The following is a 25,174-nucleotide window of genomic DNA, read 5'->3' as shown; positions in this document are numbered from 1 at the left end:
AAACGAGATTATCGGCTGCCGCTGGTCTGGCCCGCTTTCGGGTGGCTCACGGCGCGGGGCCGGGTGAGGAGAGAGATATGACACAGGCACAAGACCGGCTAGCCGCATTGCGCGCACGGATGAACGACACCAAGACCGATCTGGTGGTCTTGGCCCCCGGCGCGCATCTGGCGTGGCTCTTGGGCGTCACCCCCCATGCCGATGAGCGCCCCTGTCTGGCGTTGGTCTCGGGTAATGGCGCGGCGTTCCTGATGCCCGCGCTCGAGGCGGAAAGCGTGCGCACACAGACGGATTTGCCGTTTTTCACATGGTCCGACGACACCGGCCCCGCGGCGGCGCTGACACAGGCGCTGGGCGAGTTGGGTGCGGGTGAGGCGACGTCTTTGGTGCTCGATGAAACCATGCGCGCCGATCACGCGGCGCTGATCACCGATGCGCTGCCGCAAGCGGCGCGGCGTTTCACCATCGACACCGTGGGGGCGCTGCGGATGTGCAAGGGCGCGGATGAATACGCCGCCCTCAAGCGCAACGCCCAACTCGCCGACACAGCGATGCGCGCGGCATGGGCGGCGATGCGCCCGGGCATGACCGAAACCGAGGTTGCGACTATCATCCGCAGCAGCTTTGCGGGGAGCGGCGCGAAACCACTGTTCAACATCGTCGGCGCTGGTCCCAATGGCGCCTTTCCGCATCACCACACCGGCGAGACGGTGCTGAAATCCGGCGATGCGGTAGTGATGGATATCGGCGCGGCGTCCGAGGGCTATTCCTCGGATATCACCCGCATGGCGCTGATTGGCGACGGGCCGGAGGGCTACGCCGAGGTTCATGCGGTGGTGGAACGTGCGGTGCAAGCGGCGCTTAAAGCGGCCCGTCCCGGCGTCAAGGCGCATGAGGTCGATGATGCCGCGCGCGGGGTGATCACGGAGGCCGGTTACGGCGAGTATTTTGTCCACCGCACCGGCCACGGCATGGGCGTTGAGGTCCATGAACCGCCCTATATCACCGCCAGCTCACAGACCGTGCTGCAAGAGGGCATGGTGTTCTCGATCGAGCCGGGGATCTATCTGCCGGGCCGCTTTGGCATCCGCTTGGAAGATATCGTGATCCTGCGCGAAGACGGACCGGAGATCCTGTCCGATCTGCCGCGCGATGTGGAGCAGATCCATGCGTGATCAATTCACCCTCTCGGTGGTGCAAGCCGCGCTCGATTCCGCTGCCGAAGAGATGTTCGAGGTTTTGCGAAAGACCGCGATGAGCCCGATCATCTATGAGGTTTTGGACGTCGGCACCGGTGTCACCGCCGCCGATGGCTCGCTGGTCAGCTCGGGCGCGGGCATCCCGTCATTTGTCGGCGTGCTGGACAAATCGGTGACCGCGATCCTCGCCAAACAGGGCGATGATATCCATGAGGGCGATGTCTTCCTCACCAACGACCCGAATTTCGGCGGCGTCACCCATCTCAACGATGTGGTGGTCGCCGAGCCGGTGTTTTACGGTGGCGAGGTGATCGCCTGGGTCGCCTCGATTGCCCATTGGGGCGATATCGGCGGCAGCACGCCGGGCTCGATGGCCACCGATGTGACCGGCATCATCGCCGAGGGGCTGCGGTTGCCGATTGTGCGGCTGTTCTCCAAGGGTGAGCGCAATGACGCGGTGGCGGATATCATCTCGACCAACTCGCGGCTGCCCGATTTCGTCACCGGCGATCTCTGGGCGCAGGTCTCGGCCGGTCGTCGCGCCGCGCGGTTGATCCGCGGGCTCTGCGCGCGTTACGGCGCCGAGGTGCTGCGCGAGGCGATTGCGGATGCGCAGGCGACCGGTCTGGCGCGGGCGAAAAAGGGGCTGGCAGCGCTGCCCAAGGGCACATTTGACGTCGCCCAAGCGCAGGATGACGGCAGCACATGGCGCGCCAGCATCACCATCAGCGATGACGCCTTCACCGTCGATCTGCGCGCGGCACCGGACCAGACCGAAGGCCCCTATAACACCTGTCATGACGGCGCGCTGGTCGCCTGCCAGATCCTGTTCAAGGCGCTGACCGACCCCGAGCGCTATGCCAATGCGGGCTCCTTCGCGCCGCTCAAGGTGATCACCCGCCCCGGCTCGATCTTTGATCCCAGCGAAGACGCGGCGCATGGCTATTACTTCGAGACCCGCATCCGGTTGATCGATATGCTCTGGCGCGGGCTGGCCGAACAGGCGGGCGCGGATCTGCCGGCGGGCAGCTTTGCCTCGATCTTTGGCGTGGTGATTGCCGGTGAACATCCCGACACCGGTCGCCGCTATACGATGGTCGAGCCGCAGATGGGCGGCTGGGGCGCGACGCCGGAGCGCGCGGGCAATGACGCGATGTTCTCGACCAACCACGGCGACACCTTCAACTGCCCGATTGAGGTGGCCGAAGCGCGCTACGGGTTTGAAGTGATTGAGAAAACGCTCGGCCCGGTGCAGCGCGTCGAAGGTGAACACAGTGGCGGGCGCGGGGTGCAGACGCGTTACCGGATGCGCGGACGCGGGGTGATGTCCTCGGGGTTCTCGCATGGTGTGGTGCCGGTCTGGGCGCTGCCGGGCGCGACTGAGGGCGGCTGCAACAGCCTGACCCTGACCCGTGACGGCACGCCCGAGGCGCAGCCGACATTCGTCAGCAAATTGACCCTGCAGGCGGGCGATGAATTCACCGTCGCCACCGCACAGGGCGGCAATGCGCGGGCGAGAGTGCCGAGCGCCTGAGGCCAGCGGGGGCGGCGGGGAGACCCCTGCCGCCCCGCCGCTCAGCCGATGCGCCGCCGCAAAAGCCAGACGAAAAACACCCCGCCGATCAAGCCGGTGACAATCCCGATCGGCATATCGTCCGGCGCCATGATCATGCGCGCGATGATATCGGCCCAGACCAGAAACACCGCCCCGCAAAGCGCCGAGACCGGCAGGAGCCGCCGGTAATCGCCGCCGGTCAGCAACCGCACAATATGCGGGATCATCAAGCCAACAAAGCCGATGATCCCCGAAAACGCCACCATCACGCCGGTGATCAGCGCGCCAACCGCGAACACGGTTAGGCGAAACCGCGCCACGGGGATGCCCAGCGTCGTGGCGGTCTCGTCGCCGATGGTCATCGCGTTGAGCCGCCCCGCGTTCATCCATAGATAGCCGCCGCAGAGCGTGAGCGCCGCCGCCGGATAGAGCAGTTGGTCCCAGTGCGCGAGGCCAAGCCCGCCCAGCATCCAGAACACCACCGTATGGGTGGCACGCGGATCGCCGAGGAAAATCAACACATTAGCCACCGACATCACGATGAAGGACACCGCGACTCCGGCCAGAACCAACCGGTCGGCGCTGGTCGCCGAGGCGATCTGCGACACCGAGAGCACCAGCACCGTCGCCCCCAATGCGCCGAGAAAGGCAAACAGCGGCACGGTCAGGAGGCCCAAAAACAGGCCGGTGTGCAGCATTGCCAGGATCGCACCGAACGCGCCGCCCGCCGAGATGCCCAGAAGGTGCGGATCGGCCAAAGGGTTGCGGGTGACGGCTTGCAAAGAGGCGCCGACAATCGCCAGACCGGCGCCGACAAAACAGGCCAATATCGCGCGCGGAAAGCGGATGTCCCAGACGATTGCCTCGCGCCCGACCGACCAATCGCGGGCCAATGTCTCCGGCGCGATCTTGTTGATCAGGATGCTCCAGACCGTGGCCAGCGGGATTGACACCGCGCCGACGCTGACCGCCAGCGACAGCGAGACCAGCAGGACCGCCACGCCCGAAACCGCGATCGCCCAGACCGGCAGGCGACGCCCGCGTCTTGGCGGTGCGACGGGAGGTGGCGCCGGTTCTGCGCTGCTGATAGGGGCGTCCTTCATCGCGGCTTACTCACCGCGAAACGCCTCGGCGAGGGTCATCACCGCGCGGATATTGCGCGGGCCGGGCGTGGCCTCGACGTAATCGAGCACCACAAAGCGGTTGTTGCGCACCGCGTCGATCTCGGCAAAGGCGGGATGCGTGGCGATAAACGCCTGTTTGTCCTCGGCCGAGACCTCGCCATAGTCGATGATCACGATCACTTCGGGGTTGCGCTCGACCACCGCTTCCCAGCCGACCGTGGTCCAGCTGCCCTCGATATCGTCGAGAATATTCACCCCGCCCGCCGCTTCGATCAGCGCATTGGGCATCGCGTAGCGTCCGGCGGTGAAGGGCACATCCTCGCCGCTGTCATAGACGAAAACCCGCGGCGCATGATCCAGCGCGGGCAGGGTTTCAAGGAACGTTGCAAGCTCGGCTTGATAGCCCGCGATCAGCGCCTCGGCGCGTTCCGGCACGTTGAAGATCGCCGCCAGATTGCGCAGATCGTTGTAGAGATCCGCGATAGACGCGGGGTCTTTGTCGCCGATATGGATGCAGCTTTCGGTCAATTCGTAGACCTGAATGCCAAAGGGCGCCAGCGTCTCGGGCGTCACCTCGCCGCCGACCCGCATGCCATAGTTCCAACCGGCGAAATAGAAATCCGCATCGGCGCCGATCAGCACCTCGCGTGAGGGGTAATGCGACGAGAGTTCGGGCAGTTCCTCGACCCCCGCGGCGATCTCTGCGTCAAGTTTGACCCAGCCGGAAACGCCGGTATAGCCGACCATATGATCGGTCAGTCCAAGCACCAGCATCATCTCGATCAGGTTGATATCATTGGCAATTGCAGCCTGCGGCGGGGCGTCAAATGTGACCTGCCGATCGCAGCTTTGCACCGTGGTTTGCGCGAGGGCGGGGCTGGCGGCAAGCAGCGCCGCGAGGGTGAGAATGGCGGTTTTCATCGGGTGTTCCGTTCAGTTTGGCAGGGCAAAAGAGAAATGCGCGGTGCCGCAGGGCGCCAGATGGCGGCGGCGGGCATCGACATGGAAGGTGCGCGACACCAGCGTATCGGTGAGCAGGGTTTGCGGCGGGCCAAAGCCCTGCGGGTGCCCGTCTTTGAGCACCAGAATATCGTCGCAAATGCCGATCGCCATGTTCAGATCATGCAGCGAGACGACGATGGTCAGGCCGAGGGTCTGGATCAGCGAGACCACCTCGAGCTGGTGGCGCACATCGAGATGGTTGGTCGGCTCGTCAAGGATCAGGATTTGCGGCTCCTGCGCCAGCGCGCGGGCCACCATCACCCGCTGCCGCTCGCCGCCCGAGAGGGTGCCGAAATCGCGCGCGGTGAGCGCATTCAGGTTGAGCCGGTCGAGCACACGCGCGACCACCGCCTCATCCTCGGCGCCATTGGCGGCGAAATGCGCACGGTGCGGGGTGCGGCCCAGCCGGACAATCTCGCGCACGCTCAGGCCAAATGCGGCGGCCTGTTCCTGCAACACCGCCGCGACCTGCCGCGCCGCCACCTGTGCGGGCATCGCCCAGATGTCCTGTCCGTTGATCCGCACTGTGCCGGTGGTGGGTTTCTGGAACCGGTACAAGAGCCGCAAGAGCGTCGATTTCCCCGCGCCATTGGGGCCGACGACACCGAGTATGCGCCCCGCGCCGACCTCGAAGCTGGTCGGGTGCAACACCGGTTGCGTGGATTTGCGCGGCGCCCAGCTGACCTCGCGCACCTCAAGCGCTGCGGCGCTCATCGCGTGCATTCGCGTTGCGGCGGGTTAAAGGCTCCGGCGGTGGTGAAGTCTCGGGTCGTCCTGCGTCTTGCATCGATGTGCATATCGCCCTCCGCGATACAGCGGGGCGCAGGGTCGATTAGTCTCAAGGCACGGGGAGTTCCGTGTCGCCATCATGACCTCCTGCCAGACACCCCGTCTGGATTGGGTTGCAATAACGACACCTATTGGTGCCGCTGATGGCAGGTCTCCTGACTCGCGGATCAGCGTTCCCCCGCACCTTCCCAAGCCCCTCGGGCTCAGTGGTATTCATCGGGGTCACTCACCGCTCACAGTTGCGGGGGCAGTTCCGGCTTTGGCGCGTTGATCGCGACCTCACCGTATTCCCATTTCATCCCAACCGCCGGAGCGGCTGGAAACCATCGCGGCTGTTGTGGAAGATTTGCATCACTGCGTCAAGCTGCGACACGGGCGGCTATAGGCGGACGCAAGAACTACCGGCACGGGGCTGGTCACATGGGGCTGCGGAAAGGGGGAGAACGATGGTGCTGTGAGAGAGGATTGAACTCTCGACCTCACCCTTACCAAGGGTGTGCTCTACCACTGAGCTACCACAGCATCGTCGTCGGCGGCTGATTAGCCCCAAAGCGCGGGGCGTGCAAGCCCTCTATAGACGGTTTTTTCACTCTAGGCTAAGAGAGGCGCCATGACACAGGAAAAACCAGCCACAAACGCAGGTGCCGAGACCGCTGATTTGAGCGCGCGACGCGTCAAGGCGGTGAAGGGCACCAAGGGCGATCACGCCCGTGAAGCGCGGATCAAAGCGGCGTTGAAAGCCAATATAGCAAGGCGCAAAGCGCAGGCCAAAGCACGCGACACAGGTCGCGGTGAGGCGCGCGATGACAAGGGAAATGACGATGTCTGATGCACGCTTCGAGGATGGGGTCGAGCAGCCGCTGCGGTTGATCGCTCGCGACGACAGGGATTTGCAGATTATTTCGGCACTGCTGCAGGATGCGGTGCTGACCGGTGCCGATATGCGATTCGACCGCGCACAGCGGCGGTTTTCGCTGCTGCTCAACCGGTTTCGCTGGGAAGACCGCGACCGGGCGGCGGCCTCGGGGCGGCGATTCGAGCGGGTGCGCTGCGTGCTGGATTTCGCGGATGTGGGCGGGGTGCAGCATCAGGGGCTGACCCGTGACAGTGACACGGTGCTGTCGCTGCTGGCGCTGGCTTATGAGCCCGAAAGCGCGCCCGAGGATACAGCCGAGGCGTCCGAGGGGGAACCCGCCGGACCGGGGCGAGTGCTGCTGACCTTTGCCGGCGACGGGGCGCTGTCGCTGACGGTGGAATGCCTTGAGGTCGAACTCAGCGATGTGACGCGGCCCTATATGGCCCCTTCGGGCAAGGCGCCGCAGCATAACGACTGAGCGCGCGTTGACCGCAGCCGGGCGAGCCGTTAACCCACCCGCAGAAGAGACAGGCCAGCAGATTTGACAGGCAAGGAGCCCCGTGATGCCGCATTTCCTCGAGACTTCGGCGCCGGATTTCGACGCGCGTCTGACCGCGCTTTTGGGCATGAAGCGCGAAGACAGCCCCGAGGTCGATGACACCGTCGCCGCGATCATTGCCGATGTGCGCGCGCGCGGCGATGCGGCGGTGCTGGAACTGACCGCCAAATTCGACCGGCTGGAATTGACCCCTCAGACATTGGCATTCTCGGAGGCCGAGATCGACGCCGCCTGCGCGCAGGTGCCAGAGGCGGAGCGCGCGGCGCTGGAACTCGCCGCCACCCGTATCCGCGCCTACCACGAGCGTCAGCGCCCCGAGGATGCGCACTGGACTGACGACACCGGCGCGTCATTGGGCTGGCGCTGGTCGGCGGTCTCGGCGGCGGGGCTCTATGTGCCGGGCGGGCTGGCAAGCTATCCGTCCTCGGTGCTGATGAACGCGATTCCGGCGCAGGTGGCGGGGGTCGAACGTCTGGTGATCTGCGCGCCGATGCCGGACGGGGTGGTCAACCCGCTGGTCTTGCTGGCGGCGCGGCTCTCGGGCGTGGATACCATCTATAGGATCGGCGGCGCACAGGCGATTGCGGCGATGGCTTACGGCACCGAGACCATCGCGCCGGTGGATAAGATCACCGGCCCGGGCAACGCCTTTGTCGCGGCGGCAAAACGGCGGGTGTTTGGCAAGGTCGGCATTGATATGATCGCCGGTCCCAGCGAAATCTTGGTGATCGGGGATGGCACGGGTGATGCCGAGTGGATCGCGCTGGACCTGCTGTCGCAGGCGGAACATGACGAAAGCGCGCAGTCGATCCTGATCACCACCTCGCAAGCCGAGGCGGATGCGGTCTGTGCCGCGGTGGACCGGCAGCTTGAGGTGCTGGAACGCCGCGCGATTGCCGGTGCCAGCTGGCGCGACAACGGGATCGTGATTGTCGCGCGTGATCTGGCGCAGGCGGCGGCGCTCTCGGACCGGTTCGCGCCCGAGCATCTGGAGCTTTGCGTCGAGGATCCCGAGGCGCTGCTGGAAGATATCACCCATGCAGGGGCGGTGTTTTTGGGCCATTGGACGCCGGAAGCGATCGGCGATTATATCGGCGGGCCGAACCATGTGCTGCCGACGGCGCGTTCGGCACGGTTTTCCTCGGGGCTCAATGTGCTCGATTTCATGAAACGCACCACGCTGGCGCATATGACCCCGGCGGCGCTGGCGGCGATTGGACCCGCCGCCGAGATCCTCGCGCAGTCCGAGAGCCTGCAGGCGCATGGCTTGAGCGTGCGCGCGCGGCTCGATGCGTTGAACGATAAAACCTGAGGAGGGGCGGTGCTCAGGGGCATCGAGCCCCTTCGCACCGCCGGGGGGGTTCCACCCCCGCCGGCCTGCGGCCTCCCCCCGGAGGATATTTATCGCATAAAGTGGGGGGAGGGTGCGACGTTTGAGGGCGTGAAGGTCAGCCGACGACGTTGAAGCCGGGGCCGTAGGGGTAGGCGGTGATATTCTCGTTGCCGCCCTCATGGATCACCAGAATATCATGCTCGCGGTAGCCGCCGGCGCCGGGCTGGCCCTCGGGGATGGTCAGCATCGGCTCCATCGAGATCACCATGCCGGGTTCGAGCACGGTGTCGATATCCTCGCGCAGTTCCAGCCCCGCCTCGCGGCCATAATAATGGCTGAGCACGCCGAAGGAATGGCCGTAGCCGAAGGTGCGGTATTGCAGGAGGTCGCGGTCCTCGAAGAAGGCGTTGATCTTGGCGGTGATCTCGGCGCAGCTGGCGCCGGGTTGCAACAGGCTGATGCCGTATTCATGCGCCGCGACATTGGCCTCCCAGATTTTCAGCGAGGCCGCGTCGACCTCGCGCACAAACAGCGTGCGTTCAAGCGCGGTGTAATAGCCCGAGATCATCGGGAAGGTGTTGAGCGAGAGGATATCGCCGGTCTCGAGCCGCCGCGCGGTCACCGGATTATGCGCGCCATCGGTGTTGATGCCGGATTGGAACCAGACCCAGGTGTCGCGGTATTCGGCCTCGGGGAAGCGGCGGGCGATCTCGCGCTCCATCGCGTTGCGACCGGCCATGGCGATGTCGATCTCGCGGGCGCCGACTTCGATCGCCTCGCGGATCGCATAGCCGCCGACATCGGCGGTATTGGCACCGGCGCGGATCAGGGCGATCTCGGCGGGGGATTTATGCATCCGCTGGCGCATCGTCGCCTCGGCGATATCGACGCGCCGGGCGGGTTTGAGGAAGGCGTCGAGTTTGCCCGATTGCAGCAGGGTCAGGTGATCGCCCTCAAAGCCGATGGTCTTGCCCTCGCCGGTCACCGAGAGGATCGCGCGCCAGTAATTATCACGCGCCCAGTCGGTATAGGTGATATTGTCGCCGTGGCAGCGCCGCCAGGGCTGGCCCGCGTCAATTCCGGCGCTGATCGTGACGCTATCGGTGGCGGTGACCACCAGCCCGTAGGGGCGGCCAAAGGCGCAATAGAGAAAGCCCGAATAATAGGCGATATTATGCATCGAGGTGAAGACGCAGGATTCGACGCCCTGGGCCTCCATGATCGCGCGCAACCCTTTCAGGCGGGCGTCGTATTCGTCGGCGGCGAAGGGCAGGATGCGCGCACCCTGATGCAGGCGGTAATAGGCGGGACGTTGTGTCATGGTCAGACCTCCATAGAGGGGCCCGGCATGGCGAGACCCCCGAAAAGATCCCGGCGTTCAGGAGAAAGCGGTGACTGCCGCGAGCAACGGATCGCTCCGTGTGGCGACGCCATCACCACTTGCTCTGCTTCGGCGATAATCCAGCAGATGGATTCGCGCAAGAATTTCCGCAGGCGAATGGCGACAATCGTAGCTTGATCCCGCGAAATTGGTCAGGCATCAGTTGTGGAGCACGCAGGAAGGCCGCTTTGATGAATCGCATCTGCCATATCGAGATCGACGATACCGGTCTGACCTCGCCCTCGCCCGAGATGGAGCAAGAGCGCCGGGTTGCGGTGTTCGATCTGCTGGAGGACAACAGTTTCGCGCTGCCTGCCCGCGACGGGGGCGTGGTCCCGCAGGGGCCGTATCGGCTGCTGCTGGCGATCCGCGATCGGCGGCTGGTGGTCGATATCGCCCGCGAGAACAAGGAGAAGGTCGCCGAGTTCCACCTCTCGCTGGGGCCGTTCCGGCAGGTGATCAAGGATTACGACCAGATTTGCGCCAGCTATTTCGACGCGGTGAAAAACCTGCCGCCAAGCCAGATCGAGACCATAGATATGGCGCGGCGCGGGATTCACAACGAGGGTGCCAATATCCTGCAAGAGCGGCTCGAGCGGAAGGCCGAGATTGATCTGGATACGGCGCGGCGGTTGTTCACCCTGATCAGTGTCCTCAATCGGGGTTCCTAATCCGTGCCTCTGTTTCCTCAATCCGTGCTGTTTTGCTGCGACCATAACTCGGTGCGTTCGCCAATGGCCGAGGGGTTGATGAAAAAACTCTACGGCCAGCGCTGCTATGTGCAATCCGCCGGGGTGCGCGGTGATCTCGATGTGGATGGTTTCGCCATTGCGGTCAGCGCTGAGATGGGGGTGGAACTGTCGCGCCACCGCTCGCGCAGCTTTCGCGAGATGGTCGAATGGGGCGATGATCTGTCCAGCTTTGATCTGGTGGTGGCGCTCTCGCCGGCCAGCCAGCGGGCGGCGCAGGAATTGACCCGCTATGCCCATATCGAGGTCGAATACTGGCCGATCATGGACCCCACCGGTCTGGGCGAAAGCCGCAGCGACAAGCTGCAGAGCTACCGCCAGACCCGCGACCAGATCGCCACGCGGATGATCGACCGTTTCGGCCCGCCGCTGGCCGAGGATGACGCCCCCGCCAGTAAGGAATAAACCCGTCTCGCGCCGTCAAGGGGATCGCCCCGGGCGCCATCTCAAGCTCAGGAGTAGCCCATGACCCTCGCTGCCCGTCAGATTTTGCAAAGCTATTATGACGCCTTCAACGCCGGTGATGTGGCGGCGATGAGCGATTGCCTGCATGAGGATTTTATCCATTACGCCAATGAAGGCGACGCGCGCCCCGGCAAGCAAGCGTTCGCCGAGTTCAGCGCCCATATGAGCGAGACCTACAAAGAGAACCTCACCGATATGGTGATTTTCACCGATGAGAGCGGCACGCGCGGGGCGGCGGAATTCACCGTCAATGGCACCTATCTGAAAACCGATCCGGGCCTGCCCGAAGCGCGCGGCCAGACCTATAAGTTACCGGCGGGGGCGTTTTTCACCCTCAAGGACGGGCTGATCTCGCGGGTGACGACTTATTACAACCTGCGCGACTGGATGGCTCAGGTCTCGGCATGAAGGTCGCGGCGCTGACCGGCCCTGCGCTGGACGAGGCTCTGGAGGATCTGGCGCGCTTGCGCATCGCGGTGTTTCGTGACTGGCCGTATCTCTATGATGGCGATATCGCCTATGAGCGCCGGTATCTGGAACCCTACCGCGACAACCCGCGGGCGATCGTCGCCGGTGCCTTTGACGGCGCGCGGCTGGTCGGCGCCGCCACCGGCACGCCGATGGAAGACCATGCCGATGAATTCGCCGAGGCCTTCGCGGGGCGTGGCTTGGATATGTCAGACATATTCTATTGCGCCGAATCCGTGCTGCTGCCAGAATTTCGCGGGCAGGGCGTCGGACATCGGTTTTTTGACATCCGCGAGGCGCATGCGTGCGAAATGGGCCGTGGATATGTCGCATTCTGTGCGGTGCAGCGGCCCGAGGATCATCCCGCACGCCCTGCCGGTTATCGCCCGCTTGACGGCTTCTGGCGCGCGCGTGGCTATGCGCCCTTGGCAGGCGCGGTGGCGCAGTTCGGCTGGAAAGACCTTGGCGCGGCGCAAGACACATTGAAACCGCTGCAAGTCTGGATGCGTAAGCTATGAGCGAGATGTCCCCTGATCCGATCACAATTGCCGCCGCCGCCTATCCGCTGGACTGGTGCCACAGCTTTGACGATTACGCCGGTAAACTGCGCGACTGGGTGGCCGGAGCCGCAGGGCAGGGGGCGGACCTTCTGGTCTTCCCCGAATACGGCGCGATGGAACTGGCCAGTTTGGGCGGTGCCGAGGTTGCCGCCGATCTGCAGGGCGCACTCTCAGAAGTCGCGCGCCACGCACCACAGGTGGATGAGGTGCTCGCCGGTCTCGCGGCGGAACACGGGGTCTATATTCTGGGTGCTTCGGGGCCGGTGTTCACGGGTAAGAGGCCGGTCAACCGCGCGGTGCTTTACGGGCCGCAGGGGGTGATCGGGCATCAGGACAAGCAGATCATGACGCCCTTCGAGCGCGACGATTGGGATGTCACCGCCGGACGCGACGGTTTGGCAGTCTTCGACACGCCAATCGGGCGGCTGGGGGTGGTGATCTGCTATGATAGCGAGTTCCCGCTCTTGTCACGCGCCCTCGCCGAGGCGGGGGTCGAGATCCTGCTGGCGCCAAGCTGCACCGAAACCGAGGCCGGTTTCACCCGCGTGCGCGTCGGTTCGATGGCGCGGGCGTTGGAGAACCAATGCGTGGTGGTGCAAGCGCCGCTGATCGGCACCGCGCCGTGGTGCGCAGGCGTTGAGGAAAACACCGGCCGCGCGGCGATCTACGGGCCGCCCGATATCGGCTGGCCGGCCAACGGCGTGCTGGCCGAGGGCGAGATGGATGCACCGGGCTGGACCCTCGCGCAGGTGTCGCGCGCGCGCATCCGCCAGACCCGCGCCAAAGGGGGCGTTTTGACCTTACAACACTGGCCCGAGCAGTCCGCGCGGCTCTCGCGTCCCATTCAAGTGATCACAACAAGTTAAACCTTGAACTTTTGCCAACAAAGGCGCATTTAATGCTCGCCCGTAACTTTAGCGGGTGGAAAAGTGTTGGAGTGAACATGGCCAAGGAAGAACTGCTCGAATTCCCCGGTGTCGTGCGCGAGCTCCTGCCGAATGCGACGTTTCGGGTCGAGTTGGAAAATGGCCATGAAATTATCGCCCATACGGCAGGTAAAATGCGTAAGAACCGGATTCGCGTCCTTACGGGTGACCGCGTGCAAGTTGAAATGACGCCCTATGATCTGACCAAGGGCCGGATCAATTATCGCTTTAAGTGATGCGCCTGATATTGGGCTCTGCCAGCCCGCGCCGGCTGGAACTGCTGGCGCAGATCGGCATCGTTCCGGACGACATCCGCCCCGCTGACATTGACGAGACCCCTCGCAAGGCCGAACTGCCGCGCCCCTATTGCGCGCGCATGGCCTTGGAGAAGGTGCAGGCGATCCCCGCCGCCGAGGGTGAGGTCGTGCTTTGCGCCGACACCACCGTGGCGCTGGGCCGCCGCATACTGGGCAAACCCGAAAACGCCGCCGAGGCCGCCGAATTCCTGCTCAAACTGGGCGGGCGGCGGCATTCGGTGATCACCGCTGTGGCGGTGAAATGCGGCGCGCGCATCTGGACCCGCGAAGTGGTCACGGCGGTGAAGATGAAGCGTCTCTCGGATGATGAGTTGAACGCCTATCTGCACTCCGAAGAATGGCGCGGCAAGGCCGGTGGCTACGGCATTCAGGGCCGTGCCGGCGCCTTGATCCCGTGGATCTCGGGCTCGTTCAGCGCGGTTGTCGGCCTGCCCTTGGCCGAGACCGCCAATCTCCTAACCGCTGCGGGGTATCGGGTATGAAGGGACGGGTCATTGCGCTGGGCCATATCGGCGAGCGCGAGGTTGCCGCGATGATGGTCGACGGGCAGCTTGACGATCTGGCGCTGGAATTCGACGGGCTCGCGCCGGGTGCGATCCTGCGCGGCACCGTCGGGCGTCCAGTCAAAGGGCTGGGCGGGGTGTTTGTTGATCTGCCCGAGGGGCAGCGCGGGTTCCTGCGTCAACCCAAAGGGCTGGCGCCGGGACAAAGCATTCTGGTGCAGGTCTCGGGCGTGGCCGAGGACGGCAAGGCGATCCCCTTGGTGCTGCGGCTCCTGTTCAAGAGCCGCTACGCCATCGTCACCCCCGGCGCGCCGGGCCGCAACGTCTCGCGCGCGATCCGCGACACTGAGCTGCGCGACGAGCTTGAGGCTTTGGCCAATGGTGGGATGGCAGGGGCCGATGACAGCCTCGGGCTGATCCTGCGCTCGGCCTGCGAGGCGGTCGAGGCGGAAGAAATCGCCGAGGATATCGCCCAGATGCGCGCCTTGGCCGAAGCGGTTCTGGCCGATGTCAAAGGCGTGCCGGAACTTCTGGTCGACGCGCCCGGCCCGCATGAATTGGCCTGGCGAGACTGGGGTGATGTCGATGAGGTCGACACCAGCGAGGAGGCGCTCGATCACTCGGGCGCTTTGGACCAGATCGAAGCTCTGGCGCTTGCGCAGGCGCCGCTGGGTGGTGGTGCCTCGATGAGCATCGAACCGACCCGCGCGCTGGTGGCGGTGGATGTGAATACCGGCACGGATACCTCGCCCGCCGCCGGTCTCAAGGCCAATCTCGCCGCCGCCCGCGATCTGCCCCGGCAATTGCGGCTGCGCGGATTGGGCGGCATCGTGGTCGTCGACCTTGCGCCCTTCCCCAAACGCGACCGGCATGTGATCGAGCAGGTTCTGGGCAAAGCCTTCCGCGATGATCCCGGCGAGGCGAATTTGGCGGGCTGGACACCGCTGGGCAATTTTGAACTGACCCGCAAGCGCGACCGCGTGCCGGTGAAATCATGGCTGGCGCAATGAGCGCGCCCGCGACGAAAGCGCCGCGCTGCCCGAATTGCGGGAAAGCGGCGGTGGATGCGCATAAGCCGTTTTGCTCGAAACGCTGCGCGGATGTCGATCTGGCGCGCTGGCTGCGCGGGGATTACGTGATCCCGGGGCCGGATGGCGAGGCCGAAGGAGAAATCCCCGAACACGATCCACGCGATCCGCAGGACTGACACTCTGTCGGCATTAAGCGTCCCGGTTCCACCCCTACGCCCGGCGGCCCCGCCGGGCCGCGCCCGACCCTCCCCCTGGGAGGGCGCGTTGGCGATGATGGTCGTCGCACATCCGACATTGCCGCTTTGACGTGCTCCGCCTCGTGACAAGGGCAGGGCGCCCACCCAGTGTCGGGCGCGACCCTTTGTGCTTTGTTCCCCGCCATAGTTGGTCTGTTGGGTTACAAAGACAGGGAGTAATTCCGCGCAGCCCTGTTCAACCGTCACGCCCGGGGCCACCCCGGGCCGCGCCCGACCCTCCCCATGGGAGGGCGCATTGGCGGTGGCATAAGCTGCTCAACCGACATCCCTGCTTTCGAGCGCAACGCTTCGTAGCAAGGGCAGGGCGCCCACCCAGGGCCGGGCGCGACCCTATGTGCATTGTTCCCAGCCATTATTGATCCGTCGGCTTTCATAAGCAGGAAGTAATCCCGTGCAGCCCCGTTCCACCGCCACGCCCGGCGGCACCGCCGGGCCGCGCCCGACCCTCCCCATGGGAGGGCGCATTGGCGATGTCCTTCGCTGCTCACCCGACATTGCTGCTTTGACATGCTCCGCCTCGTGGCAAGGGCAGGGCGCCCACCCAGTGTCGGGCGCGACCCTTTGCGCATCGTTCCTCGCTGCGGTTGATCCGGTTCCAATACCCGAACGCCATGCCGCGCATCGTCGATCCACCCTCGGACCCGCCCCTGTGCTTGAGGGGCCTCGGGATTGGCTGCGGGGCGATCAGGCCACTTGCCTCGGGCGCGGGGTTCTGATCCTTTGTGAACATGTTCAACACACGCCCCCAATGCGCCCCATGCGCCGGCCCCGCCCCCCGTCCCCTTTGCGGGCGTCCCCTGCGATGAGCGGCCTTCTCGCCTTTATCCGCAGCAACGCCCTCTGGCTGGGCGCGGGGATGCTGCTGACCTTCCTGTCGAGCTTTGGCCAGACGTTTTTCATCTCGGTCTTCGCGGGCAATATTCGTGCGGATTTCGGCCTCTCGCATGGCGCTTGGGGCGGGCTCTATGCCGCTGCCACCATGGCCTCGGCGGTGGTCATGGTGTTCGCGGGCACGCTGACCGACCGTATCCGCGTGCGCAATCTCGGGCCGATGGTGATTGTCGGGCTTTCTGCGGCGGCTCTGGCGATGGCCATGGCCTCCTCGCTGTGGATGCTGGCGCTGGCGGTGTTTTTCCTGCGGCTCTTCGGGCAGGGGCTGATGAGCCATACCGCGATGGTGGCGATGTCGCGCTGGTTCATCGCCACGCGCGGGCGCGCCATTGGTATCGCTGGACTGGGGATTTCACTGGGCGAGTCGCTCTTGCCGCTGAGTTTCGTGGCGCTGCTGGGCTTCGTCGCCTGGCGCAACCTGTGGATTTCCTCGGCGCTGGTGCTGCTCTGTCTGGCGCCGGTGCTATTTGTGCTGCTGCGCAACGAGCGCACGCCGCAGAGTTTCACCACCGATGAGGGCAGCCAGGGCATGCAGGGGCGCAACTGGACGCGGCTCGAGGCGCTGCGCCATCCGTTTTATTGGCTGATGGTGCCGGCGCTGATCGGCCCGCCGGCTTGGGGCACGGCGTTCTTCTTTCATCAGGTGCATCTGGCCGAGGTCAAAGACTGGAGCCATGCGGTTCTGGTGGCGCTGTTCCCGGTGTTCACCGTGTCGGCGGTGGTGTTCTTGCAGGTCGCGGGCTGGATGGTCGACCGCTTTGGCTCGGCGCGGCTGATGCCGGTGTATCTGCTGCCCAATGCCGCCGGTTTCATCATCTTCGCGCTGGCCCCTTCGTCATGGACCGGCGCGCTGGGGATGATCTGCATGGGCGCCTCGGCGGGGATGAACAACACGCTGGGCACGACGATCTGGGCCGAGGCTTACGGCACCCGCAACCTCGGCTCGATCCGGGCGATGATGGCGGCGGTCAGCGTGCTCGGCTCGGCGATCGGACCGGGGCTGACCGGGGTGATCATCGACCAGGGCATTGATTTCGCGCGCCAAGGCTGGGCGATTGCGCTCTATTTCGCCCTCGCTTCACTGCTTGCGGCACTGGCGGCGCGGTTTTTGCTGCGTGACGCAAAGGCAGAGGGCGGCGGCTAACGGGTTTCGGGGTTTCGCTGGCGGCGCAGGTTTCCTATCAAAGTGGCTGGGAGATACAGGGGACAACATGCGCATTCTGGTGTTCAACGCGGGCAGTTCCAGCCTGAAAATCGGCGTTTTCGATACCGGAGGCGAGGCCGGAGCGCAGGTCGTGCAGCGGCTCAAGGGCGGCTTTGGCCGGTTCCGCGACGGCGGCTGCACGGTGCATCTGCAAGCCGCGGACCGCAGCGAGGATTTCACCGCCCCCTATGCCGATCTGGCCGCCGCCACCGCTGCGGTGCCGGGCCTACTCGCCGATTGGGGGGTCACGGGGATCGAGGCCATCGGCCACCGGATTGTCCACGGCGGCGAGGCGCATGACGGGCCGGCGACATTGGACCCCGAGACTTTGGCGGGGATCGAGGCGCTCACCCCGCTGGCGCCCCTGCATATCCCCGCCAATCTGAATGTCGTGCGGCTGGCGCGCGCGGTCTGGCCCGATCTGCCGCAGGTGGGCGTGTTTGACACCGCTTTTCATCTGGATAACCCGCCGCGCGTCACCACCTATGCGGTGCCGCAGGCGTGGCGCGAGGCGGGGCTGCGACGCTACGGCTTCCACGGTACCTCGCATCAATATGTCGCCGAACGCGCCGCGCAGGCGATGGGGCAGCCGCTGGGTGATCTGCGGCTGATCTCGGTGCATCTGGGCAATGGCGCCAGCGTCTGCGCGATCAATTTGGGGCAAAGCCTTGAGTCCTCGATGGGGCTGACCCCGCTGGAGGGGCTGGTGATGGGCACCCGCTCGGGCGATATCGACCCGGGAGCCTTTGGCTATCTGCAGCGCGAACTGGGCCTGAGTGTCGCGCAGATCGAGCATGATCTCTACTATGAAAGCGGGCTCAAGGGGCTGACCGGCAGCGCCGACATGCGCGATGTCGAGGACCGCGCCGCCGCGGGCGATGCACAGGCGCAGCTGGCGATCAATCTCTACGCTTACCGCGTGCGCAAATATATCGGCGGCTATGCGGCGGCGATGGGCGGCGTTGACGGGGTGATTTTCACCGGCGGCATCGGCGAGAACTCGGCCTCGATGCGGCGGCGGATTTGCGACGGGCTGCAATTCTTCGGGCTGCGGCTGGACCACGACCGCAACCTTGCGCCCGATCTGGACAATTACGCGGCGCCGCATATTCAGGCCTACGGCTCGAAGGTGGCGGTGATCGTCACCGAAACCGCCGAGCAACTGCAGATCGCGCGTGAAGTCGCCGCGCATCTCGCCCGCCCCATGCCTGCGGCGCGGCCGATCCCGATTGCGGTCTCGGGCCGTCATGTGCATCTGAGCGCGGACTCTTTGGCGGCTCTGTTTGGCGAGGGCTATCAGCTCACCGAGGCGAAACCGCTGCGCCAGCCGGGCAATTGGGTGGCCAATGAGCGGGTCACGCTGGTCGGGCCCAAGGGCACCTTGGAGAATGTCGCGATCCTTGGCCCGCTGCGGCCGCGCACCCAGATCGAGGTCTCGCGCACCGATAGTTTCACGCTGGGCATCGAGGCACCGGTGCGCGATTCGGGGCATCTGGAGGGCACGCCCGAGATCCGCTTGGTCGGACCGGCGGGGCAATTGGATACCGACGGGTTGATCGTCGCGGCGCGGCACATCCATATCAACCCCGCCGACGCCGAAGCGATGGGGCTGGAAGACCGGCAATTGGTGCGGGTGCGCATTGGCACCGGCGACCGCGCGCTGACCTTCGCGCGCACTTTGGTGCGGGTGCAGCCCAATGCCTTTACCGAGATGCATATCGACACCGATGAGGGCAATGCGGCGGGGATCGGCAGGGATTTTGTCGGGCAGGTCGCCGCCGGTGTCGAGGCTTTTGTCGGCGGCTGAACCGGCATCGCGCAGCGGGCGGGGCGTGGTGGAGCCGATCGGGATCGAACCGACGACCTCGTCATTGCGAACGACGCGCTCTCCCAACTGAGCTACGGCCCCATGCCGGTTTTTTGCGGAATTGACCGAGTCGTGTCAAGTATTTGCGGGGGCGCTGGGGGCGCTGGGGCGCGCGCCACCCGATCAGGCCCGCGTGAAGCCCCGTTGCTCTTGGCCGCCGCGACAGGTAATGTAGCCGACCCTGACACGAATATGGATATATCACATGTCGTTGCGCGCTCGTCTGTCCGCAGACACCAAAACCGCGATGAAGGCCAAAGATCAACTGACCCTATCCACGCTGCGGCTGATCAACGCGGCGATCAAGGACCGCGATATCGCCCTGCGCGGCGACAGCGAGGACCGCGAGATTTCCGATGCCGAAATCACCGCCGTGCTGTCGCGGATGGTCAAGCAAAGGCACGAAAGCGCGCGCGCCTATGAAGAGGGCGGGCGGCTGGAACTGGTCGAGCGCGAGATGGCCGAGATCGCGGTGATCGAGGCTTATTTGCCGCGCCAGCTATCGGCAGACGAGACCGAAAGCGCGATTGCCGAGACCATTACCGAGCTTGAGGCCGGATCGATCCGCGACATGGGCAAGGTGATGAATGCGCTCAAGGCGCGCTATACCGGCCAGATGGATTTCACCCAGGTCGGCCCGCTGGTCAAAGCCCGCCTGATGGGCAACTGAACGCCAATCGCCTAACGATATAAACCTGAGCCGCGCCACTCTGTCAGACGGAACTGTCATCGGCGGGCGGCTCAGGAATACGACTTGAGCCGGATCAACACCGCGCCGAGCGATTCGCTCAGCCGCACCCGCTCTTCTGGGGTGAGAAAGGCGCCAAGCTCCACCTCGCGCCCGCCGCCGGTCAGGGTCAGATATTGCGGCACCGGCCCGCCTTTGGCCGCCAGATGCAGGCTGATCCAATGCGGATCTGCGCGCCATTCCTGCACCATGCCACTGGCGGTCTGCCGCCTGAGCGTCACTTCGCTGCGGGTCAGCTCCATCGCTTCAAGAATACGCCGGTCGCGGTAATTGCGGTCGAGCGCATACCACAGCCCCCAGAGCGCGATCAGCGCAAAGGGCAGCAACCCCCAGAGCACCTTTGAGCCGATCACCGCCAGCAGCGGAATCGCCAGAGTGCCCGCCGCCATCACGATCACCACTGCAAAGCCGCGCGGCGCCAGCGCGTTATAGGGCCAAAGCCGCAGTTCTGCGCGCCCGTCCGCCTCTTGGTGCAGCTCATAGGGCATCGGGGGGCTCCGGTCGCAGTAGCTGGGGTGTGGTGTATGGGCAGGGCACGGGGGCACTTGGTTGGGAGGCGTTAACAGGAAGTCTAAGCGCTCGGCGGCGCGAGGCAAGGGGGCTGGGGTGTCGGGCGCATCACCCCGTCGGGCGGGCGTGCCGCGGCTGGTAGAACCGCAACCTGCTGCCGCCGGGCAGGGTGAACCCCGAGAGTATCCCCCAACCCTCGTCACTCGGCGGCTCGCTGGGCAATCCCGCGGCCTCCAGCGCGTCACAGGTCGCCGTGATATCCTCGCAAATCAGATAGACCTCCTGCGCACCCGAAGTCGCATGCGGATGGATCGCCACTTCGGCAGCGGCGGGCAGGGCAAAGATCAGCCAGCCGTCACCGGCATCGACAAAGCTCAGGCCCAGCGTGTCACGCAGACAGGCGCGGTCGGCCTGCGGATCGGTGGAATAGATGATGATATGGGTGCCGCTGAACATTCAGACCTCCGGCTGTGGCAAAGCAAAAGGCCCCGGCGAATACCGGGGCCTTTCAGCAGTCTAGCAGACCTTCGCTTAATGCGCGTGGCCGTGATCCCAGTCCTCACGCTTCGGCAGCTGCTCGAAGGTGTGCTCGGGCGGCGGGCAGGTCAGGGTCCATTCCAGCGTATCCGCGTGCTCGTTCCAATAGTTGTTCTCGGTCACGCGCTTGCCGGCGCGCAGGGTGTAAACCACCACACCGATGAAGAACGCAAAGGACACGAACGAGATGAACGCACCGATCGAGCTGACCATATTCCACTGCGCAAAGGCATCGGGATAGTCAATGTAGCGGCGCGGCATGCCCTGACGACCCAAGAAGTGCTGCGGGAAGAAGGTCAGGTTGGTGCCGACAAACATCAGCCAGAAGTGCAGCTTGCCTGCCCATTCCGGGTAATGGCGGCCGGTCATCTTGCCCATCCAGAAATAGATCCCGGCGAACAGTGCAAAAGCAGCACCCAGCGACATCACATAGTGGAAATGCGCCACCACATAATAGGTGTCGTGATAGCTGCGGTCGAGCGGCGCTTGTGCCACCACAATGCCGGTCACGCCGCCCACGGTGAACACAAACAGGAAGCCGAAGGCGAATAGCATCGGGGTTTCAAAGCTCACCGAGCCGCGCCACATGGTCGCGATCCAACTGAAGATCTTGACCCCTGTTGGCACCGCAATCGTCATTGTCGCCAACATGAAATAGCTCTGCTGGGTGACCGACATGCCGACGGTGAACATATGGTGCGCCCAGACCACAAAGCCCAAGGCCCCGATCGCGATCATCGCATAGACCATCGGCAGATAGCCAAAGATCGGCTTGCGCGCGAAGGTCGCAATCACATGGCTGACGATGCCGAAGCCCGGAACGATGATGATATAGACTTCCGGATGGCCAAAGAACCACAGGATGTGCTGGTAGAGGATCGGATCGCCGCCACCTGCCGGATCAAAGAAGGTGGTGCCAAAGTTCCGGTCGGTCAGCAGCATGGTGATCGCACCGGCCAGAACCGGCAGCGCCAGAAGGATCATCCAGGCGGTGACAAACACCGACCATGCAAACAGCGGCACTTTATGCAGGGTCATCCCCGGCGCGCGCATGTTCAGGAAGGTGGTGATGATATTGATCGCGCCAAGGATCGACGAGGCGCCCGAGAGGTGCACCGCGAAGATCGCGAAATCCATCGCAAACCCGGCCTCGAAGTTGGTCGAGAGGGGCGGATAGAGCACCCAGCCAACACCGGCGCCGGTGCCCAGATCGCCACCGCCACCCGGTGCGAACAAGGAACACACCGCCAGCGAAGCACCGGCGACATAGAGCCAGTAGGACAGGTTGTTCAGCCGCGGAAACGCCATATCCGGCGCACCGATGTGCAGCGGCATGAAATAGTTGCCAAACCCGCCGAACAGGGCGGGAATGAACACGAAGAACATCATCAGGATGCCATGCGCGGTGACAAAAACGTTCCACAGGTGGCCGTTCGCCGCCTCGCAATGGCCGTCGGCCAGCAGGCGCGCGCCTTCGGCACACATATATTGCACGCCCGGCTCCATGAGCTCCATGCGCATGTAGACGGTGAAGGCTACCGAGATGAAGCCGATGAGTGCCGAGGTGACCAAATAGAGGACACCGATGTCTTTATGGTTCGTGGACATGAACCAGCGGGTAAAGAACCCCCGGTTGTCCTCGTGCCCGTGAGCGGCTGCGTTGGCCATTCTTTGCTCCCGTTCCCTTGGTGATCTTGTTTTTCTACGTAAACCTTCCCCGAAATCCAAGGACTCCGGGGTGAACCTGCCCCTGTTCTAGTTCGCCCGACAGGCGGCGGCAACGCTCGAGTTGACGCAGAAGGCAAAAATTTGATGTAGGTCAATGACAATCCGAGGGTTTTTGACCTGCCGCTGCGGGCGCTCCGGCAGGGGTGCGGGCCGCGCCAGACCGGCGCCAGATGCGCGCCAGAGCCTCGGGATCGCGCCTGCCGCCTCAGTCTTGCGACTCGAACACCGCGTCAAAGGCGCGCCGCAGGGCGACATCCACATCCTCCAGCGTCACCGGCAGGCCCAGATCGACCAGCGATGTCACCCCGTGTTCGCGGATGCCGCAGGGCACGATCCCGTCGAAATGGCTCAGGTCCGGTTCGACATTGATCGAGATGCCGTGAAAGCTGACCCAGCGGCGCAGTTTCACCCCGATCGCGGCGATCTTATCCTCGCGCAGGCTGCCATCGGCGTTGCGCGGCTTGTCGGGGCGCGTCACCCAGACGCCGACACGGCCCTCGCGGCGCTCGCCCCTGACGTTGAACTCGTCAAGCGTGGCGATCACCCAGTCTTCGAGCTTGTGCACAAAGCGGCGCACATCGCGCCCGCGCAGGTTGAGATCGAGCATTGCATAGGCCACCCGCTGGCCCGGCCCGTGATAGGTATATTGCCCGCCGCGCCCGGCGCTGAAGACCTCGAAACGCCCGGGATCGGTCAGATCGGCGGCATTGGCCGAGGTGCCAGCGGTGTAAAGCGGCGGGTGTTCGAGCAGCCAGATCGCCTCTTCGGCCTCGCCACTGGCGATCTGCGCCACCCGCTCTTCCATCGCGGCAAGGGTCGGGAGATAGGGCTGCAACCCGTCAAGCGTTTTCCATTCCATCGTATTTTTTATTTCTTTTGAACCATTTGGGCGGCAATCCCGTCTAAGCTGTTGTGACCGCTGGTAACGGCGGTCTGGCCAAGAGACTTGGCACGAATCGAATCACGGTGCTAGGGTGGCACGCCATTAAGAGATAATACATTTTCGGGAGGGTATTATGAAACTCAACACATTAACCGCAACCGCACTTGCGGCGGCTTTGATGGTCAGCGGCACCGGTCGCGCCACCGCGGATATCGGCGATGCAATCGCAGGTGGAATTATCGGCGGGGTGATCGTTGGCGCGATCCAGCACAACCGCACCCGCACGCAGCCGGTGCGCACCCATCGCCCGCGGGTGCCCTCGGCGGCGCGGCAGCAGGCGCGCGATGTGCAGACCGCGCTCAATCATTTCCAGTTCCATGTCGGCGTCGCTGACGGGGTGCTCGGACGCCAGTCGCGCGCCGGGATCTCGCAGTATCAGGCCTATCTGAGCTTTCCGGTCACCGGCCATCTCAGCGAATTCGAACGGCAGGTGCTGCTCAGCGCGCACCAGCGCGCGGTGATGGGCGGGCCGCATGTGACCCGCGTGGCGGCGAGCCATCCGAACGGGATGCGCGGCTTGCTGGACACCGTGCGCGACGAGATGCTGGGCATCAACCAGCAGCCGGTGACCGTGGCCACGCCCGCGCCGCCCGTGGTTCCCGCCGCAACCGCAGTGCCCGCCGCACCTGAGGCGCCCGCCGCCACCAGCGCGGTGCCGAATTTCTTTGGCGGACAGTCGGGCGGCGCGGTGCAGCAGGCCTCGCTGGCCTCGCATTGCAACCGCGTCTCCTTGGTGACCAATGCCAATGGCGGCTATGCCGAGCTTGGCACGCTGAGCGATCCGGTCTTTGCCCTGAATGAGCAGTTCTGCCTCGCCCGTGGCTATGCCATCGCCGAGGGCGAGGCGCTGGTCGCACAGGTGCCCGGCGCCACCGCGCAGAGCATCGCCGCGCAGTGTCAGGGGCTCGAGCCGCTGTTGCAGCCCCATGTCGCGGCGCTCTCGGTGCAGCCGCGCGATCAGGTGCTGCAGGGGGTGACGCAATTCGTGCTGACCTCGGGGATGAGCACCAGTGATCTGGCCAGCACCGCGCGGATCTGCCTGTCGAGCGGCTATCTGACCGAAGATCTGACCGTCGCGGTCGGCTCGGCGATGGTGCTGGTGGCGCTGGGCGAGCATAGCTACGGCGAATTGCCCGCGCATCACCTGATGCAGGGGATCGGCGCCACCCAGCGCCGCGAGCTGGCGGCAGAATGGTTCCGCGCCAGCCTGCCCGCCGGTGGCGTGGTCAGCACCGAGGTTGCCTTCCGTCCCGGACCTGATTCGCGCAATGCGCTGATTCTGGCCGCGGTCGATGGTGCCACCGGCGCCGCGCCCATGGCGGCGACCCCGGTCGCGCCGGTGATTGCCCCGCAAACCGCGCCGCAACCCTATAGCAAATAAGCAAATACCGGCGTTTTACCGGCTTTGCCTGCCCCGTCCGCTTGCTGCGGGCGGGGTTTTTCGTTTTCCCCCTTCACATCCCATGGCGAACCCGCTATCAGCACCGCACCAATCCAGAGTGCGGTCGTGGCGGAATTGGTAGACGCGCAGCGTTGAGGTCGCTGTGGGCTAACCCCCGTGGAAGTTCGAGTCTTCTCGACCGCACCATTTTTTCCCAAAACCTGCGCTTTGCGCTGGCCGATAGCCCTTGAATTTCATGGCGCGGCGGGACGATTGCTTAAAAACTAGCCT

General features: G+C 64.7%; 26 protein-coding genes, 3 tRNA genes and 1 riboswitch. Of the genes, 19 read left to right on the top strand and 10 right to left on the bottom strand.

Translation table 11 applies throughout. From position 1 onward, the window contains the following. Positions 1-77: 77 nt before the first annotated feature. Both DDE20_RS15905 and DDE20_RS15900 read left to right on the top strand, forming a co-directional pair. Positions 78-1,175 carry a M24 family metallopeptidase gene (locus DDE20_RS15905; protein ID WP_116559513.1) on the top strand — a complete coding sequence of 366 codons (1,098 nt, stop codon included), beginning with the start codon at positions 78-80 and terminating at the stop codon, positions 1,173-1,175. Next, positions 1,168-2,733: a hydantoinase B/oxoprolinase family protein gene (locus tag DDE20_RS15900; protein WP_116559512.1), complete on the top strand. Its 1,566-nt coding sequence runs from the start codon at positions 1,168-1,170 to the stop codon at positions 2,731-2,733. The genes DDE20_RS15905 and DDE20_RS15900 overlap by 8 nt, the downstream gene beginning before the upstream one ends. 41 nt (positions 2,734-2,774) lie before the next feature. Here the strand turns inward: DDE20_RS15900 and DDE20_RS15895 are convergent, their stop codons facing one another. From DDE20_RS15895 to DDE20_RS15880, 4 genes are all read right to left on the bottom strand, one after another. Continuing rightward, positions 2,775-3,857 carry a FecCD family ABC transporter permease gene (locus DDE20_RS15895; RefSeq protein ID WP_116559511.1) on the bottom strand — a complete coding sequence of 361 codons (1,083 nt, stop codon included), beginning with the start codon at positions 3,855-3,857 and terminating at the stop codon, positions 2,775-2,777. A gap of 6 nt (positions 3,858-3,863) precedes the next feature. Then, positions 3,864-4,799, bottom strand: a complete 936-nt coding sequence (locus DDE20_RS15890) for an ABC transporter substrate-binding protein (protein ID WP_116559510.1) — start codon at positions 4,797-4,799, stop codon at positions 3,864-3,866. Between the two features lie 12 nt (positions 4,800-4,811). Next, on the bottom strand, positions 4,812-5,594 hold the full coding sequence (locus tag DDE20_RS15885; protein ID WP_116559543.1) for an ABC transporter ATP-binding protein: 783 nt from the start codon (positions 5,592-5,594) through the stop codon (positions 4,812-4,814). 203 nt (positions 5,595-5,797) lie between these two features. Then, positions 5,798-6,011: riboswitch (cobalamin riboswitch) on the bottom strand. A 105-nt stretch (positions 6,012-6,116) separates the two neighbouring features. Further along, positions 6,117-6,191, bottom strand: a tRNA-Thr gene (locus tag DDE20_RS15880). An 88-nt stretch (positions 6,192-6,279) separates the two neighbouring features. Here DDE20_RS15880 and DDE20_RS15875 point away from each other — a divergent pair. The 3 genes from DDE20_RS15875 (at position 6,280) to hisD (ending at position 8,396) form a co-directional block, all read left to right on the top strand. Next, positions 6,280-6,498: a hypothetical protein gene (locus DDE20_RS15875; RefSeq protein WP_116559509.1), complete on the top strand. Its 219-nt coding sequence runs from the start codon at positions 6,280-6,282 to the stop codon at positions 6,496-6,498. After that, positions 6,491-7,003 carry a DUF2948 family protein gene (locus DDE20_RS15870; RefSeq protein WP_116559508.1) on the top strand — a complete coding sequence of 171 codons (513 nt, stop codon included), beginning with the start codon at positions 6,491-6,493 and terminating at the stop codon, positions 7,001-7,003. Before DDE20_RS15875 ends, DDE20_RS15870 begins: the two co-directional genes overlap by 8 nt. A gap of 85 nt (positions 7,004-7,088) precedes the next feature. Further along, a complete protein-coding gene (gene hisD, locus DDE20_RS15865; protein ID WP_116559507.1) occupies positions 7,089-8,396 on the top strand; it encodes a histidinol dehydrogenase in 1,308 nt (435 codons plus the stop codon). A 136-nt stretch (positions 8,397-8,532) separates the two neighbouring features. Here hisD and DDE20_RS15860 read toward each other — a convergent pair whose 3' ends face one another. After that, a complete protein-coding gene (locus DDE20_RS15860; protein ID WP_116559506.1) occupies positions 8,533-9,738 on the bottom strand; it encodes an aminopeptidase P family protein in 1,206 nt (401 codons plus the stop codon). A 251-nt stretch (positions 9,739-9,989) separates the two neighbouring features. Here DDE20_RS15860 and DDE20_RS15855 point away from each other — a divergent pair, with 251 nt between their 5' ends. The 11 genes from DDE20_RS15855 (at position 9,990) to DDE20_RS15805 (ending at position 18,976) form a co-directional block, all read left to right on the top strand. Next, positions 9,990-10,469, top strand: a complete 480-nt coding sequence (locus tag DDE20_RS15855) for a UPF0262 family protein (protein WP_116559505.1) — start codon at positions 9,990-9,992, stop codon at positions 10,467-10,469. A gap of 63 nt (positions 10,470-10,532) precedes the next feature. Beyond that, the gene (locus DDE20_RS15850; protein WP_240608143.1) at positions 10,533-10,952 is read left to right on the top strand and encodes an arsenate-mycothiol transferase ArsC; all 420 of its coding nucleotides are present in this window, start codon (positions 10,533-10,535) and stop codon (positions 10,950-10,952) included. Positions 10,953-11,012: 60 nt separating this feature from the next. Beyond that, on the top strand, positions 11,013-11,420 hold the full coding sequence (locus tag DDE20_RS15845; RefSeq protein WP_116559503.1) for a ketosteroid isomerase-related protein: 408 nt from the start codon (positions 11,013-11,015) through the stop codon (positions 11,418-11,420). After that, complete coding sequence (locus DDE20_RS15840; protein WP_116559502.1) at positions 11,417-11,998, top strand: GNAT family N-acetyltransferase; 582 nt, start codon at positions 11,417-11,419, stop codon at positions 11,996-11,998. Before DDE20_RS15845 ends, DDE20_RS15840 begins: the two co-directional genes overlap by 4 nt. Continuing rightward, positions 11,995-12,906 (top strand): carbon-nitrogen hydrolase family protein, encoded by a 912-nt coding sequence (locus tag DDE20_RS15835; protein WP_420812373.1) that lies wholly within the window; start codon positions 11,995-11,997, stop codon positions 12,904-12,906. The genes DDE20_RS15840 and DDE20_RS15835 overlap by 4 nt, the downstream gene beginning before the upstream one ends. Positions 12,907-12,983: 77 nt before the next feature. Continuing rightward, positions 12,984-13,202, top strand: a complete 219-nt coding sequence (gene infA, locus DDE20_RS15830; RefSeq protein WP_116559501.1) for a translation initiation factor IF-1 — start codon at positions 12,984-12,986, stop codon at positions 13,200-13,202. Next, positions 13,202-13,765 carry a Maf family protein gene (locus tag DDE20_RS15825; RefSeq protein ID WP_116559500.1) on the top strand — a complete coding sequence of 188 codons (564 nt, stop codon included), beginning with the start codon at positions 13,202-13,204 and terminating at the stop codon, positions 13,763-13,765. Before infA ends, DDE20_RS15825 begins: the two co-directional genes overlap by 1 nt. After that, on the top strand, positions 13,762-14,796 hold the full coding sequence (locus DDE20_RS15820; protein ID WP_116559499.1) for a ribonuclease E/G: 1,035 nt from the start codon (positions 13,762-13,764) through the stop codon (positions 14,794-14,796). The genes DDE20_RS15825 and DDE20_RS15820 overlap by 4 nt, the downstream gene beginning before the upstream one ends. After that, positions 14,793-14,993: a DNA gyrase inhibitor YacG gene (locus DDE20_RS15815; RefSeq protein WP_205961690.1), complete on the top strand. Its 201-nt coding sequence runs from the start codon at positions 14,793-14,795 to the stop codon at positions 14,991-14,993. The genes DDE20_RS15820 and DDE20_RS15815 overlap by 4 nt, the downstream gene beginning before the upstream one ends. Before the next feature lie 883 nt (positions 14,994-15,876). Continuing rightward, positions 15,877-17,109, top strand: a complete 1,233-nt coding sequence (locus tag DDE20_RS15810) for an MFS transporter (RefSeq protein ID WP_116559497.1) — start codon at positions 15,877-15,879, stop codon at positions 17,107-17,109. A gap of 67 nt (positions 17,110-17,176) precedes the next feature. Beyond that, a complete protein-coding gene (locus DDE20_RS15805; protein WP_116559496.1) occupies positions 17,177-18,976 on the top strand; it encodes an acetate/propionate family kinase in 1,800 nt (599 codons plus the stop codon). A gap of 26 nt (positions 18,977-19,002) precedes the next feature. On the opposite strand, the gene DDE20_RS15800 is transcribed toward DDE20_RS15805, so the two are convergent. Beyond that, positions 19,003-19,078, bottom strand: a tRNA-Ala gene (locus DDE20_RS15800). 163 nt (positions 19,079-19,241) lie between these two features. Here DDE20_RS15800 and DDE20_RS15795 point away from each other — a divergent pair. Beyond that, positions 19,242-19,706, top strand: a complete 465-nt coding sequence (locus tag DDE20_RS15795) for a GatB/YqeY domain-containing protein (protein ID WP_116559495.1) — start codon at positions 19,242-19,244, stop codon at positions 19,704-19,706. A gap of 71 nt (positions 19,707-19,777) precedes the next feature. Here DDE20_RS15795 and DDE20_RS15790 read toward each other — a convergent pair whose 3' ends face one another. The 4 genes from DDE20_RS15790 to lipB all read right to left on the bottom strand — a co-directional run bounded on the left by DDE20_RS15790 (position 19,778) and on the right by lipB (position 23,430). Then, on the bottom strand, positions 19,778-20,272 hold the full coding sequence (locus tag DDE20_RS15790; protein WP_116559494.1) for a DUF2244 domain-containing protein: 495 nt from the start codon (positions 20,270-20,272) through the stop codon (positions 19,778-19,780). Positions 20,273-20,402: 130 nt separating this feature from the next. Continuing rightward, positions 20,403-20,750 (bottom strand): VOC family protein, encoded by a 348-nt coding sequence (locus DDE20_RS15785; RefSeq protein ID WP_116559493.1) that lies wholly within the window; start codon positions 20,748-20,750, stop codon positions 20,403-20,405. A gap of 75 nt (positions 20,751-20,825) precedes the next feature. Next, positions 20,826-22,499, bottom strand: a complete 1,674-nt coding sequence (ctaD, locus tag DDE20_RS15780) for a cytochrome c oxidase subunit I (RefSeq protein WP_116559492.1) — start codon at positions 22,497-22,499, stop codon at positions 20,826-20,828. Positions 22,500-22,764: 265 nt separating this feature from the next. After that, on the bottom strand, positions 22,765-23,430 hold the full coding sequence (lipB, locus tag DDE20_RS15775) for a lipoyl(octanoyl) transferase LipB (RefSeq protein ID WP_276308537.1): 666 nt from the start codon (positions 23,428-23,430) through the stop codon (positions 22,765-22,767). 145 nt (positions 23,431-23,575) lie between these two features. Between lipB and DDE20_RS15770 the strand changes: the two genes are divergently transcribed. Both DDE20_RS15770 and DDE20_RS15765 read left to right on the top strand, forming a co-directional pair. After that, positions 23,576-24,883: a peptidoglycan-binding domain-containing protein gene (locus DDE20_RS15770; protein WP_116559490.1), complete on the top strand. Its 1,308-nt coding sequence runs from the start codon at positions 23,576-23,578 to the stop codon at positions 24,881-24,883. Positions 24,884-25,003: 120 nt separating this feature from the next. Further along, a tRNA-Leu gene (locus DDE20_RS15765) sits at positions 25,004-25,090 on the top strand. The last annotated feature ends 84 nt before the right edge of the window (positions 25,091-25,174 follow it).

Source organism: Pararhodobacter oceanensis, assembly GCF_003076755.1.
Taxonomy (GTDB): Bacteria; Pseudomonadota; Alphaproteobacteria; order Rhodobacterales; family Rhodobacteraceae; genus Pararhodobacter; species Pararhodobacter oceanensis.
This window is presented reverse-complemented; position numbering and strand designations above follow the sequence as displayed.